This is a genomic window from Halosegnis rubeus (assembly GCF_009184545.1).
Taxonomy (GTDB): domain Archaea; phylum Halobacteriota; class Halobacteria; order Halobacteriales; family Haloarculaceae; genus Halosegnis; species Halosegnis rubeus.
This window is the reverse complement of sequence record NZ_QJOW01000002.1, coordinates 1-18,269: the sequence shown is the minus strand read 5'-3', so window position 1 is coordinate 18,269 and position 18,269 is coordinate 1. Positions and strand designations below refer to the sequence as shown.

General features: G+C 66.0%; 17 protein-coding genes. 4 read left to right on the top strand and 13 right to left on the bottom strand.

The window, feature by feature from the left end; genetic code table 11:
• The first annotated feature begins 17 nt into the window (after positions 1–17).
• A complete protein-coding gene (locus DMP03_RS04585) occupies positions 18–1,454 on the top strand; it encodes an MATE family efflux transporter (protein WP_197739295.1) in 1,437 nt (478 codons plus the stop codon).
• On the opposite strand, the gene DMP03_RS04580 is transcribed toward DMP03_RS04585, so the two are convergent.
• Genes DMP03_RS04580 through DMP03_RS04570 form a run of 3 tightly spaced genes read right to left on the bottom strand, consistent with a single transcriptional unit; the run spans position 1,455 to position 3,885 of the window.
• A complete protein-coding gene (locus DMP03_RS04580; protein ID WP_152119540.1) occupies positions 1,455–2,177 on the bottom strand; it encodes an ABC transporter ATP-binding protein in 723 nt (240 codons plus the stop codon).
• The gene (locus DMP03_RS04575; protein WP_152119539.1) at positions 2,174–3,010 is read right to left on the bottom strand and encodes an ABC transporter ATP-binding protein; all 837 of its coding nucleotides are present in this window, start codon (positions 3,008–3,010) and stop codon (positions 2,174–2,176) included. Before DMP03_RS04575 ends, DMP03_RS04580 begins: the two co-directional genes overlap by 4 nt.
• On the bottom strand, positions 3,007–3,885 hold the full coding sequence (locus DMP03_RS04570) for a branched-chain amino acid ABC transporter permease (protein ID WP_152119538.1): 879 nt from the start codon (positions 3,883–3,885) through the stop codon (positions 3,007–3,009). Before DMP03_RS04570 ends, DMP03_RS04575 begins: the two co-directional genes overlap by 4 nt.
• 125 nt (positions 3,886–4,010) lie before the next feature.
• Between DMP03_RS04570 and DMP03_RS04565 the strand changes: the two genes are divergently transcribed.
• Together DMP03_RS04565 and DMP03_RS04560 are read left to right on the top strand one after the other, a co-directional pair.
• The gene (locus tag DMP03_RS04565; RefSeq protein WP_172967074.1) at positions 4,011–5,342 is read left to right on the top strand and encodes an ABC transporter substrate-binding protein; all 1,332 of its coding nucleotides are present in this window, start codon (positions 4,011–4,013) and stop codon (positions 5,340–5,342) included.
• Entirely contained in the window at positions 5,343–6,428 is a 1,086-nt protein-coding gene (locus DMP03_RS04560) for a branched-chain amino acid ABC transporter permease (RefSeq protein WP_152119536.1), read from the top strand. It begins immediately after the preceding gene.
• On the opposite strand, the gene DMP03_RS04555 is transcribed toward DMP03_RS04560, so the two are convergent.
• The 5 genes from DMP03_RS04555 to DMP03_RS04535 form a co-directional block, all read right to left on the bottom strand.
• Positions 6,429–8,054 carry an acyl-CoA synthetase gene (locus DMP03_RS04555; RefSeq protein WP_152119535.1) on the bottom strand — a complete coding sequence of 542 codons (1,626 nt, stop codon included), beginning with the start codon at positions 8,052–8,054 and terminating at the stop codon, positions 6,429–6,431. It lies immediately after the preceding gene.
• Positions 8,055–8,143: 89 nt separating this feature from the next.
• On the bottom strand, positions 8,144–9,490 hold the full coding sequence (locus tag DMP03_RS04550) for an RNB domain-containing ribonuclease (protein WP_152119534.1): 1,347 nt from the start codon (positions 9,488–9,490) through the stop codon (positions 8,144–8,146).
• 113 nt (positions 9,491–9,603) lie between these two features.
• On the bottom strand, positions 9,604–9,891 hold the full coding sequence (locus DMP03_RS04545) for a DUF7562 family protein (RefSeq protein WP_152119533.1): 288 nt from the start codon (positions 9,889–9,891) through the stop codon (positions 9,604–9,606).
• 31 nt (positions 9,892–9,922) lie between these two features.
• Positions 9,923–10,807: a ketopantoate reductase family protein gene (locus DMP03_RS04540; RefSeq protein ID WP_152119532.1), complete on the bottom strand. Its 885-nt coding sequence runs from the start codon at positions 10,805–10,807 to the stop codon at positions 9,923–9,925.
• Positions 10,808–10,855: 48 nt separating this feature from the next.
• Entirely contained in the window at positions 10,856–11,275 is a 420-nt protein-coding gene (locus DMP03_RS04535) for an iron-sulfur cluster assembly scaffold protein (protein WP_152119531.1), read from the bottom strand.
• A gap of 93 nt (positions 11,276–11,368) precedes the next feature.
• Here DMP03_RS04535 and DMP03_RS04530 point away from each other — a divergent pair, with 93 nt between their 5' ends.
• Positions 11,369–12,871, top strand: a complete 1,503-nt coding sequence (locus tag DMP03_RS04530; RefSeq protein ID WP_172967073.1) for an LVIVD repeat-containing protein — start codon at positions 11,369–11,371, stop codon at positions 12,869–12,871.
• A gap of 138 nt (positions 12,872–13,009) precedes the next feature.
• On the opposite strand, the gene DMP03_RS04525 is transcribed toward DMP03_RS04530, so the two are convergent.
• From DMP03_RS04525 to DMP03_RS04505, 5 genes are all read right to left on the bottom strand, one after another.
• Positions 13,010–14,248: an aminotransferase class V-fold PLP-dependent enzyme gene (locus DMP03_RS04525; RefSeq protein WP_152119529.1), complete on the bottom strand. Its 1,239-nt coding sequence runs from the start codon at positions 14,246–14,248 to the stop codon at positions 13,010–13,012.
• 49 nt (positions 14,249–14,297) lie between these two features.
• Positions 14,298–15,503 (bottom strand): bifunctional hydroxymethylpyrimidine kinase/phosphomethylpyrimidine kinase, encoded by a 1,206-nt coding sequence (gene thiD, locus DMP03_RS04520; protein WP_152119528.1) that lies wholly within the window; start codon positions 15,501–15,503, stop codon positions 14,298–14,300.
• A 44-nt stretch (positions 15,504–15,547) separates the two neighbouring features.
• Positions 15,548–16,975, bottom strand: a complete 1,428-nt coding sequence (locus DMP03_RS04515) for a hypothetical protein (RefSeq protein WP_152119527.1) — start codon at positions 16,973–16,975, stop codon at positions 15,548–15,550.
• Positions 16,976–17,737 carry an ABC transporter ATP-binding protein gene (locus DMP03_RS04510; RefSeq protein WP_152119526.1) on the bottom strand — a complete coding sequence of 254 codons (762 nt, stop codon included), beginning with the start codon at positions 17,735–17,737 and terminating at the stop codon, positions 16,976–16,978.
• Between the two features lie 32 nt (positions 17,738–17,769).
• The coding region (locus DMP03_RS04505) for an RNA-guided endonuclease InsQ/TnpB family protein (RefSeq protein ID WP_152119525.1) at positions 17,770–18,269 on the bottom strand (500 nt) is incomplete at its 5' end.

Sequence of the window (18,269 nt, the reverse complement as noted above, 5' to 3'; positions counted from 1 at the left end):
GGTAGCCGACGGTAGGTATGAGCGCCGACTCCACCGATTCGAGCATCACGGAGGGGAGTCTGGTGCGACCGCTGTTCACGCTCGCGTGGCCCATCGTCGTCACGCAACTGCTGCAGGTCGCGTACAACATCGCCGACACCATCTGGCTGGGCCGGACGGCCTACCCGTCGGCGGCGGTCGGTGCCCTCTCGCTCGCGTTTCCGCTCATCTTCCTGTTCCTGTCAGTCGGCGGCGGACTCACCGTGGCCGGGAGTACGCTCGTCGCCCAGTACACCGGCGCGGGCGGCGACGAGGACGCCAGCAAGGCCGCCAGCCAGACGCTCGCGTTCGTCACCGTCATCGCCGTCGTCGTCGGGGCAGTCGGCTATCTCTCGACCGACCTCCTGTTGGGACTGCTCCCGGCGGACTCCGAGACCGCGCGGTTGGTCATCCCGCTGGCGAGCGACTACATGCGGGTGTTCTTCCTCGGAACGCCGTTCCTGTTCGGCTTCTTCGTCTTCTCGGCGCTGATGCGCGGCTACGGCAACACCCGGATTCCGATGGCCGTCATGTTCGTGACGGTCGTCCTCAACGTCGTGCTCGACCCGCTGTTCATCTTCGGGTGGGACGTCGGCCCGCTCGATTTCCCGGCGATGGGCGTCGAGGGTGCGGCGGTCGCGACCCTGCTCTCGCGGGTCGTCGCCACGGCAATCGGGCTGTTCATCCTCTTCCGGCTGGCCGTCGGTCCCCAGCTCAAGATCGCGTATCTCAGGCTCGAACGGAAGTGGGTGAAACGCATCGTCAACATCGGTGCCCCCTCCGCGCTCGAACAGTCGACGAGCGCGCTGGCGATGATAACCCTGACCGCGATGGTCGCCTCCTTCGCCCCGCCGGTCGTGGCGGCCTACGGGCTCGGTAATCGGCTCATCTCGCTGGTCTTCCTCCCCGCGATGGGATTGGGGCGGGCGACGAACACGATGGTCGGGCAGAACCTCGGCGCGGGCCGGGGGGACCGGGCAGAGCGCGCGGTGAAACTCGCGGCCACGACGGGCGCGGTCGTGATGGCCGGCGTCGCCGTCGTCGCGCTCGTCTTCGCCGAGCCAATCGTCTCGGTGTTCATCAGTTCGACGACCGCGGACGCGACCGCGACAATCGAGAACGGGGTGCAGTATCTCCGGATCCGGACCGTCGAGTTCGCCTTCATCGGCGTGTTACAGGTCGTTCTCGGGGCGTATCGCGGTGCCGGAAACACCAGGACAGCGCTGGCCTTCTCGTTGACCGCGCTGTGGCTCGGCCGCGTCCCGACGGTGTATCTGCTCACCTTCACCCTCGGGCTGGGTGCGACCGGCATCTGGATCGGAATGGCGCTGGGCAATATCGTCGGGGCGGTCGCTGCGGTGGCGTGGTTCACCCGCGGAACGTGGAAGGACACGGTCGTCGAGACCGACGACGGGAGCCGGGCCGAGACGGCCTGACTACTCTGCGTCGGTTGCGCCGACGGAGAGATACTCGTCGAGGAGGTCCTGTCGCTGTTCGAGTTCGTCGACGGTCCCTTCCCACGCGTTGGCTCCCTTGTCGATGATGTAGGCCCGTTCTGCCAAGTCGAGCGCGAAGTCGACGTTCTGTTCGGTGATGAGCACGGTCACGTCCTGTTCGACGACCTCCGAGAGCACGTCGTAGAGGTCGTCGACGATGACCGGCGCGAGCCCCTCGGTCGGCTCGTCCAACAGGAGGAGGTCGGGGCTCTGGATGAGCGCACGCGCGACCGAGAGCATCTGTTGTTCACCGCCAGAGAGGTTGCGACCGCGGTTCTCTCGAAGCTCATCGAGGATGGGGAACACCTCGTACATCTCCTCGACAGGCCGTGGCTCGCGGCCTTTGGACATGTCGCGGGCCACCTGCATGTTCTCGTGGACGGTGAGCGTCGGGAAGATGCGTCTGGCCTCTGGAACGAGTTTGATACCCCGGTTCGAAATCTGGTCGACGGACTCCTCGGAGATGTCGTCGCCGTCGAAGGTGATACCTCCCTCGCGGCGGGGAATCGTGCCGGTAATCGTGCGGAGCGTAGTGGTCTTGCCGGCACCGTTGCGGCCCAGCAGCGTCACCACCTCGTTGTGCTCGATGTCGATATTCAGATCGAACAGGACGTGGCTGTTGCCGTAGAAGCCGTTCACGTCGGAGAGTTCGAGCAGGCTCACGCCGACTCACCTCCGGTCTCCTCGGCCTCGCCACGCTCTGGCGACGCCTCCAGTTCCTCGTCCTCGTCCAGCCCGAGATACGCCTCGCGGACGCGCGAATCGGCCAACACCTCGTCGGGAGCCCCGTCGGCAATGAGTTCACCATTGTCGAGGACGAGAATCCGGTCGGAGATGCCGAGCACGACCTCCATGTCGTGTTCGGTGATGACGAAGGTGGTGTCGGTCTCGTCGTCGAGTCGCTCGACCAGCTCCACCATCCGCGCCGTCTCGGTGGCGTTCATCCCCGCGGTCGGCTCGTCCAGCAGGACGATAGAGGGGTCGGTCGCCAGCGCGAGCGCGATTTCGACCTTCCGCTTGTCACCGTGCGAAAGGTTCGCACACTCGGTGTCGAGGATGTCGGTGACGTCGACCAGGTCGGCGATGTCCCGGACGCCCTCGGCGAGGTCGTCGTCGGTGTCGGCAACCGCACGGAAATCGAGGGTGCGACCGTCGCGGCTGATACGGGCGATACGGAGGTTCTCGCCGACGGTCAGCCCGTCGAAGACGTTGTTGATCTGGAAGCCACGCGAGAGCCCGAGCGAGGCAATCTCGTGGGGTGGCTTGTCGGTCACGTCGATGAGGTCTGCCTCGCTGTCGCGGGGCCGGAGCCGGACCGATCCGCTCGTCGGCTCCAATCGGCCGGTGAGCAGATTGTAGAAGGTGGTCTTGCCCGCGCCGTTCGGCCCGATGATGCTCGTAATCTCGTCGGCCTCGATTGAGACGTTCACGTCGTCGACGGCGACGAGCCGGCCGAACTGCCGGCGGAGCTCCTCGGTTTCGAGCACCGAACTCATGCTTCAGCACCCCCGAACAGCCCCTCCGGCTTGACGAGTAACACGGCGATCATCGCCACGAACGGGATGAGTTCACCCGCGCCGGGGACGACGAGACTCCCCACGGCAATAGTAATCCCGACGATATACGCGCCCACGAACGCGCCACCGAAGGAGCCGAGCCCGCCGATGACCGCGATGACGAACGCCCGGATGATGACCTGGTCGCCGAGACTGGAGGTAATCGAGAGCGTCGGTGCCGCGAGTGCACCGCCGAGTCCGGCGAGTGCCGCGCCGACGAAGAAGACGAGCGTGTAGAGCCGTGGGACGTTCACACCCATGAGCGCGGCCATGTCGCGGTCCGAGGAAGTGGCCCGCACCAGCCGACCGATGTTGGTCGTCCGGAGCACGAGGAAGATGGCACCGAGGGTGAGCACGGACACGAGGATGACGAAGCCGCGGTAGGCCGGCAGGGCGAGACTCTCCGTGAGCCGGATACTTCCGGCCAGCAGCGCCGGCGGGTCGACGACTTTCTGCCCGGTCCCGAAGACGAACCGGACCACGTCTGTGAGTATCAACACGAACGCGAAGGTGACGAGCAGCTGGTCCAGCTCCTCGCGGTGGTAGACGCGACGGATCGCACCGACCTCGATCAAGACGCCGACGAGTCCGGCACCGACCGCGGCCGCCACCAGCCCGAGCCAGAACCCCCCGGCGACTGACTGGATCGCGACGACGCCAATGTACGCGCCGATCATGAACAGCGCCCCGTGTGCGAAGTTCAAGACGTCGAGGACGCCGAAGATGAGACTCAACCCCACAGCGATGAGAAAGAGCCGCCCACCGATGGACAGCCCCGTGATTATCTGGTCGAAAACCAACCCTTGGGATACCATACCGTACCACTCCAACACAATATGATTAAACCTTACGTCCCGATGTTCTCCCGTCATGACACAATTCCTGCATAGAATATAAATACTATTCCTGCATATTCGGTCGTAGCATGGGAAGTGACCACATGAAACACAGTGACGGTGCTGGCAAGACAAGTAGTGGACGAGTGAACAGGCGGAGTTTCCTCGCTGCCGCGGGGACGGGAACCGCGGTGGCGTTGGCCGGCTGTAGCGGCGGGGGCGGTGACACCGTCAGAATCGGTGGAATCTACCTCATCTCCGGGCTGGCGCAGGCGCTGGGAACCTCCTCAGAGAACGCGGCGCGGGCCGCGGTCGACGACATCAACGAGAACGGGGGAATCAACGGCAACGACGTGGAGATCACGATTCGCGACCACGGCAGCCAGCCGGCACAGACGATTCGGAGCCTGGTGCAGGAGGACAACTCCGACCTGCTCATCGGCATCACCTCTTCGGGTGTCGGATTGGCGACGGCCCCAACCATCGAGTCGCTGGGCGTGCCGTTCATCGCCACCGATATCGGGACACCGTATATCACGGAGTTCGATACGGAGGCGTACGGCGACTACTACGAGAGCGACGACGGGAAGGCGGCACTCAAGCCGAACATCTTCCGGTCGACCGCGAACACCTCGCACATGACCTACGGCATCGCGAAGTTCATCGCCGACAACTACGGCGCGATGCGGGTCGCGAACATGGGACCGGACTACGCCTACGGCGAGCAGTGTTGGGAGTATTTCAAGGCTTACTCGGAAGGGCTGGGCGTCGACCACGAGTACGTCGCCAGCGAGTTCCCGTCGCTGGGTGCAAGCGACATGACGCCACAGATCAACTCCGTGTTGAGCAACGACCCGGACCTCGTCTTTACGAGCTTCTGGGCCGGCGACTCGACGACGTTCATGTCACAGGCCGCAGAGCAGGGGCTGTTCGACGAGGTGGAGGACGTGTTCGACACCATCGGCGCGGACCCGACGGTGTTCAGCGCGCTCGGTGACACCACGCCCGAAGGGATTCACCTGTCCGGATGGTACTGGCCGACCGCATACGACAACGAGTACAATCAGGCGTTCCTCGACAAGTACGAGTCGATGTACGCCGACGAGAACGTCCCATCGATTCCGGGCTTCACCGGCGGGCAGACGTGGGGCGCAGTCCAGACGTACAAGCAGGTCATCGAGTCGGTCGGCTCGCTCAACTCCGACGACATCATCTCCGAGCTAGAAGGGTTCACCTTCGAGGAGGACCCGCGCGGTCCCGTCACCTACGACGCCGACAGCCACCAGGCGCAGGCTCCGGTGACGCTCGGCACGACGAGCTTCGACGTGGACGTTCCGTACGACGGTGCCGGACTCGCCGACATCCAGAAGTACACCATCACCCGCGACGAATCGCTGGAACTGCTCGACGGGAGCGGTCTCGGCCCCGGAATGTAGATGAGCGGAGCACTCGATTCAGCGCCGGCCGTCGAGGGCAACGAGCGGCTGCTCGTCGGTGCCGGGCTGCTCCTGCTCGTCGTCGCGCCGTTCATCCTCGGGCCGTTCCAGACGGGGTTGCTCGCGGAGGTGCTCATCTTCGGCATCTTCGCGACGGCGTTTAACCTGTTGTACGGCTACACCGGGCTGCTCTCGTTCGGACACGGGATGTTCTTTGCCGTCGCCGGCTACACGATGGCGAAGACCGTCCAGACGGTCGGACCGATGCTCGGCTTCGGCGAGCTGTTCGGCGGGGCGAGCGTGCTCGCGACGTGGCTGTTCGGACTCGTGCTCGCGATACTCGTCACCGTGTTGGTAGCGATGGCAATCGGCTATCTCGCCGTCCAGCTCGAGGAGATCTACTTCGCGATGATCACCCTCTCGTTCACGATGGCGATTTACGCCATTGCGAACCAGGACATCATCGGGACGCTCCTCGAGTTCTTGGGGATGGGCAACGGCACGTTCACCAACGGTTCGGACGGGCTGACCTTCACCCTCGGTGAGGTGGACCTGTTCGGCTTCACGTTCACGCTCGTGGACATCGCCGACCCGTTCGCCTACTACTTTTTCACCATCGCCATCTTCGCGGTGACGATGTATCTGCTGTACCGCATCGTCAAGTCGCCGTTCGGGACGGTGTGTAAGGCGATTCGTGAGAATCCGGAGCGTGCGAGCGCACTCGGTATCAACATCACGCGGCACTCGTGGGTGACGTTCGTCCTCTCGGGCGGTTTCTCCGGGTTGGCGGGCGGACTGCTCATCCCGCTGTTCACGAACGTCACGCCCCGGTACGCCTACTGGGCGTTCTCGGCGGAGCCGGTGTTGATGACCGTCATCGGCGGCCCGTACTCCTTCTTCGGACCGCTTGTCGGCGCGTTCAGCTACCGGTACCTCCGGTGGTTCATCAGCCGCTTCGAGATGCTGGAGGCGTACTGGCAGTTCAGCTTCGGCCTCCTCCTGCTGTTGGTCGTGCTGTTCGTCGCCAACGGCGTCATCGGTGCGCCGAAACAGGTTCGCTCGTGGCTCGACTCCCGCGGCGAGTAACTACTCGCCCAGCTCTCGTCGCTTGATTTTTCCGGTCGTCGTCTGGGGCAACTCCGCACGGAACTGTATCTCGCGTGGGTACTCGTGTTTCGCCAGTCGCTCGCGCACGAGGGCGCGAATCTCCCCGCGCAGCGCGTCTCCGGCAGTGGCGTCGTCGGTGGGCTGGACGAACGCCGCAATCTTCTCGCCGCGGAGGTCATCGTCCACGCCGACGACACCGACTTGTGCCACGCCAGGGTGGTCCAGTATCGCCTGCTCCACCTCGCCGGGACCGACCCGGTAGCCGGCGGTGATGATGACATCGTCGGCACGCGATTTGAACCAGAAGTAGCCGTCCTCGTCGCGCCAGCCGAGGTCGCCGGTGAGATGCCACGTTCCACCGTCCGGTGCATCAACCGTCGCCGCGGCGGTCTTCTCGGGCTGATTCCAGTATCGCTCGAAGACGATCGGGTCCCCCTCACGTTTGATAGCCAGCTCGCCGACCTCGCCGTCGGGGCGGCGCTCGCCCGTCTCGGGGTCGATCGGTGCGGCCTCGTGGCCGGGGACTGGCTTCCCCATACTCCCGGCCCGTGTCTCGAACCACGACCGACAGTTGGCGATGAAGATATTCGCCTCCGTCTGGCCGTACAGTTCGTTGATTAGGACGCCGCCGAGTTCCTCGTCCGCCCAGTCGAGTATCTCGGGCGTGAGCGGCTCGCCGCCAGAGCAGATGGCCGACAGCGCGAGGTCGTAGCTGTCGGCGGACACGTCCATCAACATCCGTATCGCGGTCGGCGGGAGGAAGCCGTTCGTCACCGAGTACCGCTCCATGAGCGCGTACGCCCACTCGGGGTCGAACTCCCCGGTCGGTGCGCCGACGACCGGCTGCCCGTAGTGCCACGCGGGAAACAGCAGGTCGCCGAGCGCACCGATCCACGCCCAGTCGGCCGGCGTCCAGAACACCCCTGTCGGGTCGAGTTCGAAGTAGAGCTGGAAGGAGGGGCAGTGAGCGACCCAGACGCTGTGCGTGTGGAGCACGCCCTTCGGCGGCCCGGTCGAGCCGCTCGTGTAGATGATAGTCGCCGGCGTCTCCGGCGTCGTCTCGACCGTCTCAATCGCGTCCGGGGCATCGAGCAGGTCGGCGAACGGTATCGCGTCGCCAGTTGCCGTCTCCCCCCGTTCGACGTGCGTATCGAGGTCGGGACAGTCGGTCATCGCCTCAGCGATTGCGTCGTGTCTGTCGGCGGCTGCGACGACGGCGACCGCACCGCTGTCTCGGAGACGGCTCGCCAGCGCGTCGGGACCGAACAGCACTGACAGCGGGAGCGATACCGCACCGAGTTTCCAGCAGGCGAGATGGACCAGCGGGTTCTCGACCGTCTGGGTGAGCACGACGCCGACGCGGTCGCCACGCTCGACTCCGCGCTCGCGGAGGGCGGCCGCGACGCGGTCGGACTGCCGGTCGAGGTCGCCGAACGTGTAGGTGGTCTCGGTCCCGTCGGGGAGCTGTTCGTACAGCGCCGGCCGCTCGGGGTCGTGTTTCCCAACGAGGTCCGCAGCGAGGTTGTAGTCGTCGGGAATCGACCACTCGAACTCGCGGCGTGCGGTCTCGTAGCTCGCGTCTGGCACCGTGAGCGTCCAGCTCATACCAACGTCCCGATGGGGAGACGAGAAAAGTCCTTGCGTGATACTGACACGCACGACAACGGGGCGAGCGGGCGTCGACCGACGACGGTCTAGTTGAACGCTTCCGGGCTGACCTCGCCGGCCGACCGGTCGAGGTCCTCGGGGTCGGCATCCTCCACGACCTCGAGGCCACGGTTGTTGACCGCGTCGGGGTCCAGCCCGACCTCCTGGAGGAAGTCTTTGTAGATGCGCTCGCAGGTCTCCGCGGCTTTCTGTCGCTTGCTCGCGTGGTCACACAGGTCGGCGAGCACGACGCCTTCTGGCGTCTCGTCCTGATAGATAATCCAGTGGTTCACGAGGTCAGACAGCCGGCGGATGGGGGAGGTGAAGTGGCCGTACACCTCGAAGTTGAGCGCGTGGTGGCCGCCGAAGGGGTCGGACATGTACTTCGCGCGCGGCATCACCTTCATCACGGCCCACTGAATCTGGTCGAGTTGGCGACCGGGTGCCTGTTCGAGCGTCGCGTTCACGGCCTTCCGCGGGTCTTCCCACGAGCTACCGGGAATCGAGACGCCGTCTAAGTCCTGAATCTCGCGCAGCGCCTCGTCCCACTCGTCGGGGGTGGGCTGGGGGTGGACGCGGAACATGGCCTCCAGACTGCGCACCCACTGGAGTTCGTGGGTGACGGCCTTGTTCGCCTTCAGCATACACTCCTCGATGATGGTGTGTGCGCGGTCGCGGCGCGGATTCAAGACGAGCGAGCCGTCCTCCTTCCGGCGCTCGTGGAGCTGGTCGGCGAGCTCGTGGACGAGCGTGAGTTCCTCGTGTAACTCGGCGTCGGGGTCGTCGAGTCGGTCCTCCGCCTGTGCGTAGGTGAGCCGCTCGTCGGAGTGGATGACGGATTTGTAGATGTCGATTGACTCGTTGGCGAACGTCTCGCCGTCGATGGTTATCTCGACGGTGTGAGCGAGTCGGTCCTCGTTCGGGACGAGCGAGCAGACCGTCTCCGCGAGCATCGGCGGGAGCATGTGCATCGTGTACCCCGGCAGGTAGACGGTGTTGCCCCGCTCGAGCGCTTCCTCCCACATCGCCGTCCCCGGCTGGACGTAGTGGGTCACGTCGGCGATGTGGACCCACAGCTTGTAGTCGCCGTCGTCGGTCTTCGCGATGGAGACGGCGTCGTCGAAGTCCTGTGCGTCGGCGGGGTCGATGGTGCAGGTCGTCAGGTCACGACAGTCCGTCCGGTAGTCCTCGTCGATTTCCGACTGAATTTCGGCGTCGATATCGGTCGTGCGCTCGTCGGCCTCGCGAATCACCTCACTGGGGAAGGTGTCGCGAAGCTCGAACTCCTCGAACAGCTCCTCGCGTTTGTTCTGGAGGTGGCGGTCCAGCTCCTCGTCGATTTGAACGGGACCCTGAGCCTCGGCGCTGCCGGGCTTGGGCGAATCGTCGGTCATGAACGACGTTGGACGGGCCGTCAGTTAGGCGTTCCGTCGCACCCGTGCGCCAGCGAGCAGGACACCCTCGCCGGTGAGAAGACGCTGCCGGCTCGGTCCGGCGACGCGGCCGGTCACCGCTCGCTTTCCTGTCTGGACTCGGTAGCGAGGTCGGTGTAGCGGGCGAGGAACTCCGAGCGGTCACACTGGCCGGCACCGCTTTCTTCGAGAACGGTCTCGAGGTCGCCCCGCGGCTGGTGGTCGGTGTCGCGGTAGCAGCTCTTACACAGGTACTCGAACTCCTTCTCTCGGCGGGTGTAACGGTCCCCGTGTTTGTCGTACTCGCGGGCGTCAGAGCGGGCGACCGTCTCGCCACAGGCGATACAGGTCACCTGCGTCGAGCGGTCGCGGCGTCCCCACATGGGAGCCTGTAACACGGGGGGTCACTTATTCTCACCGGAGACCGCGTTCGGCCTCCCACGCCCGGAGTAAGCCGGCGAGCGTGGCGGCGACCGGCGTCGGCTCCGCGTGGTCCGCGACCGGGCCGACGATGGCGTCGACTTCGGTCCGGCGTCGTGCATCGATATCCTGCAGCATCGACGACCGGTTCGCGCGCGTGTTTCGGGCGACCCGCTCGACCGCGTCGGTCGCCGTCTCGTCGGCGAGGTCGACGCCCTCGCTGCGGGCGACGGTCGCCGTCTCGCGGGCCGCGGCCGCCGCGACCGAACTCGCCGGCCCGTCGAGGAGTGCGCCGTTCTCCGTGCGGGCGAGCGCGGTCGTCGCGTTGATGCCGACGTTGACCGCGAGCTTCTGCCACACGAGCAGCGGCATCTCGTCGCTGGCCGTCGCGTCGATATCGGCCGCTGTGAACGCGTCGGCGACGCGGTCGGCCCACTCGCTCGGCCCGCCGTCCGGATCGCCGACGGTGACGGTTCCCTCCCCGGTACAGGCGACGACGCCGGGGTCACTGCGTCGCGCCCCGTAGGTGCAGGTGCCGGCGAGCACCGGACAGTCGAGTCGGTCACGGAGGACAGTCTCGTTGCCGAGTCCGTTCTGGAGTGAGACCACACAGCCGGCGTCGGTGTCGGCGAGCGTGGCCGCGGCACCCGCCGTGTCGAACGCCTTCGTCGTCACGAGCGCGAGGTCACACCGCGCGGGGGCAGTCGTGTCGGCGTCAGGGGAAATAGTCAGGTCGACGACGCCAGTCACGCGAAGCCCGTGTTCGCGAATCGCGCTGACGTGGGGGTCACGTCCGACGAGCGTGACCCTATGCTCGCGTGCGAGCAGCCCCCCAAGCAGTGAGCCGAGACTACCGGCTCCGACGACGGCGACGTGCATACCGCAGCGAACACCGGTGTGAGCAAAAATCCCCGGACAGCCGACCGGCTACGTTTCCGTCGTCGTCTCGTCGAGTTCCTTGTCGCCGACGTAGATGGCAGCGCCGTCCTGGACGACCTTCTCCGCGAGCACGGCACACTTGATGCGCATCGGCGAAATCTCGACGCCGAGCATCTCGACGATGTCGTCGCGGTCCATATCCCGGACCGCCTCGAGCGTCATCCCCTGTAGCTCCGTCGAGAGGAGACTCGCGGACGCCTGCGAGATGGCACAGCCGTCGCCGATGAACGAGATCCCGGCGATAGTCTCGTCGTCGTCCTCGAGATTCACGAACAGCTTGATCGTGTCGCCACACATCGGGTTCTCGCCGACGTGTTCGAACGTCGCGTCGTCTACATCGCCGTAGTTGCGTGGATTCTTGTAGTGGTCAAGAATCTGCTGGCGATACATATCGGAGCCAGTTCCCATGATACGATTTATTGGGGAATCACGGTCAAAAGGGTTGTCCTGCGTCGGAACTGTCAGAAAGATACAAATATGGTGAGAGACACTGATGGGTGTATGACACGCCCCTCCATGACACGGCGGACGGTGCTGTCGGCGCTCGGCGTCGCGGCGGCAGCCGGCGTCACCGGCGTCGGGCCCGCGACAGCGACACGACAGCAGGCGCTCGAACCGACACACACCGTCGAAGCACCCGGGACCCGGGAGGTCACCATGGCCGACGACGGGGTTCACGCGTTCATCGCCGTCGGTGACGGCATCGTCGTCGTCGACACCGACGCCGGCGAGGTAGTCGCCCGCCGCCGCGAGCTGCTCGCCGACCGCGAGAGTGGTCCGATCTCCAGTTACGCGGACTGCGTGTACAACGACGGCGTATTAGCGCTCGCCGGTCGCATCAACGGGCCGGGCGACGCGCTCAACGGTATCGTCGTCTTCGACGTGAGCGACCCGACGAGTCCGACCCAACAGCGGTTCATCCCCACGGACCACGGCATCCACAACGCTGCGGTGTCCGGGACGACCGTGTACGCGACGGCCGCCGGCATCGCCCCCGACTCACCGATTATCGCCTACGACGCGACCGACGGGACGGAACTCGGCCGGTGGTCTGTGATCGACGCCGGTGACGGCTGGAGCGACGTGTGGCAGTATTACCGAATCAGCCACGACATCTACGCCGACGGCGACACGCTGTACACCTCACAGTGGGACGCCGGGACGTGGCGTATCGACGCCAGCGACCCCGCGGCGATGACCGCCGAGGGGAAAATCGGCGGGCTCTCCCAGTCGGAGTTGGCCGAACGGGAGACGGGCAACACGACCCAGTACGTCGAGATGCCGGCCAACCACCACGTCGCCGCGCCGCATCCCGACCGTCCGCTCGTGGCCGTCGGACACGAGGCGTTCGACTCCCCGGAGACGGAGACCAGCGGTGCACCGGCCGGTATCACCGTCTGGGACATCTCGGATATGGAGAATCCACGCCGGGTCCAGTCGCTTGCGCCGCCGGTGCTCGAAGACAACCGACGCTCCACCGCCCACAACATCCGCTGGCGCGGCGACCGCCTCTACGCCTCTTTCTACTACGGGGGCGCGAAGGTGTACGACCTCTCGGACGTGACCGACCCGCAGGTCGTCGGCGAGTACCGGCAGCCGGACGAGGCGCAGTTCTGGGCGGCCGTCCCGAACGAGGGTGGCTTCGTCGCCTCCTCGATGGGTGGCCAGACCAGCGGCGGGGAGTCGTTCCCGGCACAGCTGTACGTGTTCCCGGAGCCGTCGGGCGAGGAGACCGCGCCCGCGGAGCTGGGTGCCTGGCCCGGCAACACGAACTCGACGGTGAATCAGGTGTCGACGCTGACGCCGACACCCACCCCGACACCGACGGCGACGCCGGAGCCGACGGCAACCCAGACGGCGGAGCCGACGGCAACGGAGACCGCGACCGCCACCGAATCGGCGACGGAGACGAGCGGGAGCCAGCCCGGCTTCGGCGTGCTCGCGGCGCTGGCCGGCGGTGTCGTCGGCGCCTCGCGGCTCCTGCGCGGTGAGGAAAGCGAGTGAAGCTAATTTAGAGACGATATTTCGACAACTACTGCTGTTCAGTCACCGGCGCGAACGAAGTGAGCGCCGGCTGCGTTTTTCATGAACCTTTTGCAGCCGAGTGGTGCGCGAAGCGCACCACTCGGCTGCAAAAGGTTCTCAGGCGAAAATCTGGCGCGCCTCGTCGACGGCCTCGACGAGCGCGTCGACTTCCTCGCGGGTGTTGTACAGGTAGAAGGACGCGCGAGCTGAGGCGCTGGCACCGAGCACGTCGTGGAGCGGCTGGGTGCAGTGGTCGCCGGCGCGAATCGCGACCCCGTAGTCGTTGACGATGGACGCGAGGTCGTGAGCGTGGAGACCGTCGATGTTGAACGCGACGAGCGGGCTGCGCTCGTCGGGACCGGGCCCGTAGATTTCCACGTCGTCGTGCTCGGAGAGGCGCTCGTAGGCGTACGCCGCGAGGTCGGTCGAGTGGTCGTGGATGCGGTCGATGCCGACGTCTTCGATGTACTCGACGGCCTCGGCGAAGGCGATGCCTTCCGAGATGGAGGGCGTGCCGGCCTCGAACTTCCAGGGCAGTTCGTTGAAGTCGGTGTCCTCGAAGGTGACCTTCAGAATCATGTCGCCGCCGTAGAGATACGGCTCCATGGCGTCGAGAATCTCTTCCTTGCCGTAGAGCGCGCCGATTCCGGTCGGCCCACACATCTTGTGGGCGGAGAAGGCGAAGAAGTCACAGTCGATGTCCTGCACGTCGACGGCCATGTGCGGGGCCGACTGCGCGCCGTCGACGAAGATGTACGAGTCGTGGTCGTGGGCGATATCGGCGAGCGTGGCAACGGGGTTGACGGTGCCGAGCGTGTTAGACGCGTGGACGACACTCACCATTTTGGTGTCGTCGGTGATGAGCTCACGGGCGGCGTCCATGTCGAGACGGCCGTCGTCGGTGATGGGGATGTAGCGACACTCAGCGCCCGTCTTCTTCGCGATTTGTTGCCACGTGACGAGCGAGGCGTGGTGTTCCATCTCCGTGAGGACGACCTCGTCGCCGGGACCGAGTTCGTTGAGCCCCCACGCGTACGCGACGAGGTTCATCGCTTCGGTGGTGTTCTTGGTGAAGACGATTTCCTCGCGGCCGGCCGCGCCGATGAAGTCGGCGACGGTGTCGTGGGCCTCCTCGTAGGCGATAGAGGCCTCCTGGCTCAGGTTGTGGATGCCGCGGTGAACGTTGGCGTTGTACTCGTAGTAGTAATCGGTGATCGACTCGACGACGCGTTTCGGGGTCTGTGAGGTGGCGGCGTTGTCGAGATACACGAGCGGCGTGCCGTCGAACTCGCGGTCCAAGATCGGAAACTCCTCGCGGCGGGCGCTCACGTCGAGTGGCGCGGAGTGGACTCCCATTACACGATGAAGGGCACGAGACCGTAACACTCCTTCGGTCGCAGGGGTCTCAGGCGTCCGTCGCGGCCCGTATCGTCTTCGCCAGCCCGTCGCGTTCCACCCCGACGAACAGCGCGTCCTCGCCGTCAAGTACGGCGACGACCGGCCGGTCGAAGTCACCCTGTTCGGGGTGGTCGGTCGTCGGGACGGCCGCCTCGCCGAGGTGAGTCGCGGTTTCGGTCGGGACGCGCACGACGAAGCGTGCGGTCGGAAGCGGCTCACGGACGGCGAGTAAGGTGGCTGCGATGTCGCTCGTGCCGAACGACTCCCCGCCCGCTTCCACGATGTCGCGGCTGTTCTCGGCGTAGGGTGTCGCGGCAGCGACACCGGTGGTATCGACGTCTTCCAGTCGGTGTTCGAGGTCGGTGACGTGTTCGCGAGTCGGCTCGCGTGCCGACTCGTTGCCGAGCGCGACGAGGTGATTCACCGTTCCCGGACCGTGACCCACGTCGTGGTGGTAGCGAATGGCCCGCTCCATGAACGTAACCGAGGCCTCGACCGCGGAGACGAGTCCCTCGCCCTGCGCGAGTCGGGCGGCGATGGCAGCCGAGAGGGTACACCCGGAGCCGTGAGTGGCGTCGGTGTCGACGCGGGGGTGAGAGAAGATTTCGGAACCCTCTGGCGTGACGAGCACGTCGTGGACGATTTCGTTGGTGCCGTGACCACCCTTCACGAGGGCCGCGCCCGCGCCCATGTTTAGCAGGCGTTCGCCGACCTCGATTTGTTCGTCGGGACCGTCGGGGTCGAGCCCGGTGAGGACGGCCGCCTCGTCGGTGTTCGGGGTGACGAGCGTGGCGGCGGCGACGAGGGATTCGTACGACTCCTCGGCATCCTCCGAGAGCAGGCGGTCGCCGGCGGTGGCGACCATGACGGGGTCGACGACGACCGGGAACGGGGCCTCGCGGACGAACCGGGCCACCTGCTCGACGGTGTCGGCGGTCGCGAGCATCCCCGTCTTGGCGGCACGCACGTCGAAGTCGTCCATGACCGCGTCGTACTGGGCGGCGATGTCGTCGTTCGGGACGAGGTGTGACCCCTCGATACCCTGCGTGTTCTGTGCGGTGACGGCGGTGAGGACGCTCGTGGCGAACGCACCGGTCGCCTCGATGGTCTTCGTGTCGGCCTGAATTCCCGCGCCCCCGCCGGAATCGCTACCGGCAATCGTGAGCGCGACGGGCGTCTCAGAGGGTGCCGTCGCACGCGGCTCGTCGCTCATACGCATTCTATCACACACCGCGGTGTTAGTGGTATCGGCCGCCCTCAGAGGTCGCCTGCACGCGCGCGCCGGGTCCACTTCGGCCCCGCCCGGCGATAGCCAACGACCCCGAGCAGCCCGGCGACGAGCGACAGCCCGACGGCCGCAACGGAGATGCGTGTCGGCGCGAGCGGGTAGGCGATGGCGAGCACGACGAGCGGGAGCAACACGGCCATCACCGCGCCCGAAAAGAGCATGAAGACGGGCGTGTCGAACAGCAGTTCCGTGGGTCGAAGCCCGGCGACGTAGGCCGTCACGCCGAAGACGTAGACTGCGACGGGGACGTACACCGTCGCACCGACGAGCAGCGATGTCGGCCCGAAGACGACCGTCCCGAGCGCGAGGTAGAAGCCACCCGCCGGAACCGCGAGCAGGAAGAACGCCCACAGCTTCGCCTCGAACACTCGCGCGAGGTCGATTGGGTACGTCCCGAAGAAGGCCGCGTCGTCGTACTGACACAGCCAGTTGTAGGTGGTGAAGGCCCCGAGCGCGAGGACGGACCCGAGGGTGAGACCGGGCGAGGGGCGAACTCCGACGAGGATGTCGGGGATGTAGCCGAGCAGAATCGCGACGACCCCGAAGATGAGCCCCTGGGAAAGGAGGACCTTCCAGAGGCTGCCCGAGGAGCGAGCTACGTCGAGCAGGGACTTCGCGAGGAGCCCTTGCTCGTCGCGCGCGCCGAACAGGCCGGTGAGCCGGCGGAACTGATTGCCCGCCGTCCGGGTGGTGCCGGTCCGGTCGAACTCGAACAGCGAGAAGCCGACGACCGCCGCGAGGAGCGGGACCGTGACCGACACAGCGAGCCGGAAGTACGACGGGTCGGCGTAGAGACCGAAGGGCGTGAACGCGACGACGAGACCCGGGCGGAGGGAACCGCCGGCGAGGGCGGCGACCCCGACGAGCGCGGCGAGCAGCCGGCTCCGGGTGGCAAGCCCGACGAGCAGCAGCGAGGTGCCGACACCGAACGCGAAGGCGAGCCACGCACTCGCGAGCAGGCGCGGGAGCACCGCGACCGAGAGGTCCGTGAGGACGACCAGCGGCGCGACCCCGACGACCAGCGGCGCGATGAACAGGAGTGCGTAGTAGAGTACGTCTTTGACGACGAAGACGGCGAGCAGCCGGCGCTCGCTCACCGGGAGGGTTCGGGCCGAGAAGACGAGCAGCGTCACGTCGCCGAGCAAGTCGCCGAGCGCGTCCCGACCGACGAGCCCGATAGAGCCGACCTGAAGACCGACGAGCGCGACGACGACGTGAAGGCCGGCAAGCAGGGTCTCCGTCTCGGAGCCGGCGAGCGCGAAGAACGTCGCCGTCCCGGCCGCGAGCGCGGCGAGGAAGACGGGAAAGGCGGCAAAACGCCAGCCGCCGAACAGGCGGGCGTGCATCCGCCACTCCTCGCGCAGGAGTTGGTCGAACAGATACCGGACCGAGACCATCTACTCCTCCCCCGCGAGCGCGGCCGGGTCGGCGGGGTCGACGGCCGCGGTGTCGGTGTCGACCGTCGCGAAAAACCGGTCGAGCAGCGTCTCCTCGCCGAGGTCGCGGGGGTCGAGTTCCTCCAGCAGTTTCCCGCGGTTGACGATGCCGACCCGCGTGCACATCTCCTGGGCGGTGGCGATGAAATGCGTCGAGAGGAAGACGGTGTTGCCCGCCTCCGCGTACGTCGTGAAGAACTGCTTTGCGCGCTCTTGGATGATGGGGTCGAGATTCGTCAGCGGCTCGTCGATGAACACCACCTCGGGTTCGTGGAGAAACGCCTGCGTGATGAGCGTCTTCTGTCGTTCACCCTGTGAGAGGTCCGTACACAGCGTGTCGAGTTTCGACTCGAAGGCGAGGCGGTCGGCCCACCGGTCGACGCGGTCGTCGACGGAATCGAGTCCGCGCGCCTCGGCCACGAAGTCGAAGTACTCCCGCACGGTGAGGAAGTAGGGCGGTTTGCCGTTCTCGGGGAGGATGCCGACGCGCTCGCGGGCGCGCACCGGCTCGGCGACGGGGTCGACGCCGGCGACCTCGGCCGTCCCGGAATCGGGCGTGAGCTGGCCCGTCAGGATGTTGATGGTCGTGGACTTGCCCGCGCCGTTCGGGCCGAGAAAGCCGTACAGCTCGCCCGTCGGTACGTCGAGATCGAGCGAGTCGAGCGCCGTCACCTCGCCGTACTGCTTCGTCAGTTCCTCGGTCTCGATTGCTCGGTCGGTCATTGTCGGTGGTATAGGGTCCGGGTGCATGTGAACTACCACTGCCTACTCGCCGCCTTCGGCGGCTCCTTGAGGGTAGGGCTTCCTGCTCCGACGACGCGCTTTGCAGACACCGAATTGGTGTCCGTAGGGAGCGCAGTCTCCACAGGCGTTGATTCGGAGTGTCCCACTCCTACATCTTCGAGGCCGCGAGAACGGATGTTCAACGCCGCGTTTGCGTCCCTGTCCGCCTCAAACCCGCAGGCTGGACAGGAGTGGTCACGCACCCACAACGGCTTGTCGGTCGAAACACCACACGACGCGCACTCCTTGGTCGTCCCTCTCGGGTTGACTGCCACGAAGTGCGTTCCCTCTCGCTCACACTTGTATTCGAGCAGCGAGAGGAACGTTCGCCACGCCGCAGACGCCGTGTTGCGGCTGTTCGACGGCGACTCCATCATCCCCTTCACGTTCAGGTCTTCGACCGCCACGAGGTCGTACTCGGTGGCGTAGTAGTTCGAGAGCTTGTGCAAGAAGTCACGGCGCTTCCGTCGAA

Bases quoted from the DNA above. Each gene is read 5' to 3' on its own strand.
- DMP03_RS04545 (WP_152119533.1), bottom strand. From the start codon at position 9,891: ATGTGGGGACGCCGCGACCGCTCGACGCAGGTGACCTGTATCGCCTGT.
- DMP03_RS04515 (WP_152119527.1), bottom strand. From the start codon at position 16,975: ATGGTCTCGGTCCGGTATCTGTTCGACCAACTCCTGCGCGAGGAGTGG.
- DMP03_RS04535 (WP_152119531.1), bottom strand. From the start codon at position 11,275: ATGGGAACTGGCTCCGATATGTATCGCCAGCAGATTCTTGACCACTAC.
- DMP03_RS04585 (WP_197739295.1), top strand. From the start codon at position 18: ATGAGCGCCGACTCCACCGATTCGAGCATCACGGAGGGGAGTCTGGTG.
- thiD (WP_152119528.1), bottom strand. From the start codon at position 15,503: ATGAGCGACGAGCCGCGTGCGACGGCACCCTCTGAGACGCCCGTCGCG.
- DMP03_RS04550 (WP_152119534.1), bottom strand. From the start codon at position 9,490: ATGACCGACGATTCGCCCAAGCCCGGCAGCGCCGAGGCTCAGGGTCCC.
- DMP03_RS04575 (WP_152119539.1), bottom strand. From the start codon at position 3,010: ATGAGTTCGGTGCTCGAAACCGAGGAGCTCCGCCGGCAGTTCGGCCGG.
- DMP03_RS04560 (WP_152119536.1), top strand. From the start codon at position 5,343: ATGAGCGGAGCACTCGATTCAGCGCCGGCCGTCGAGGGCAACGAGCGG.
- DMP03_RS04530 (WP_172967073.1), top strand. From the start codon at position 11,369: ATGACACGCCCCTCCATGACACGGCGGACGGTGCTGTCGGCGCTCGGC.
- DMP03_RS04570 (WP_152119538.1), bottom strand. From the start codon at position 3,885: ATGGTATCCCAAGGGTTGGTTTTCGACCAGATAATCACGGGGCTGTCC.
- DMP03_RS04555 (WP_152119535.1), bottom strand. From the start codon at position 8,054: ATGAGCTGGACGCTCACGGTGCCAGACGCGAGCTACGAGACCGCACGC.
- DMP03_RS04565 (WP_172967074.1), top strand. From the start codon at position 4,011: ATGAAACACAGTGACGGTGCTGGCAAGACAAGTAGTGGACGAGTGAAC.
- DMP03_RS04510 (WP_152119526.1), bottom strand. From the start codon at position 17,737: ATGACCGACCGAGCAATCGAGACCGAGGAACTGACGAAGCAGTACGGC.
- DMP03_RS04540 (WP_152119532.1), bottom strand. From the start codon at position 10,807: ATGCACGTCGCCGTCGTCGGAGCCGGTAGTCTCGGCTCACTGCTTGGG.
- DMP03_RS04525 (WP_152119529.1), bottom strand. From the start codon at position 14,248: ATGGGAGTCCACTCCGCGCCACTCGACGTGAGCGCCCGCCGCGAGGAG.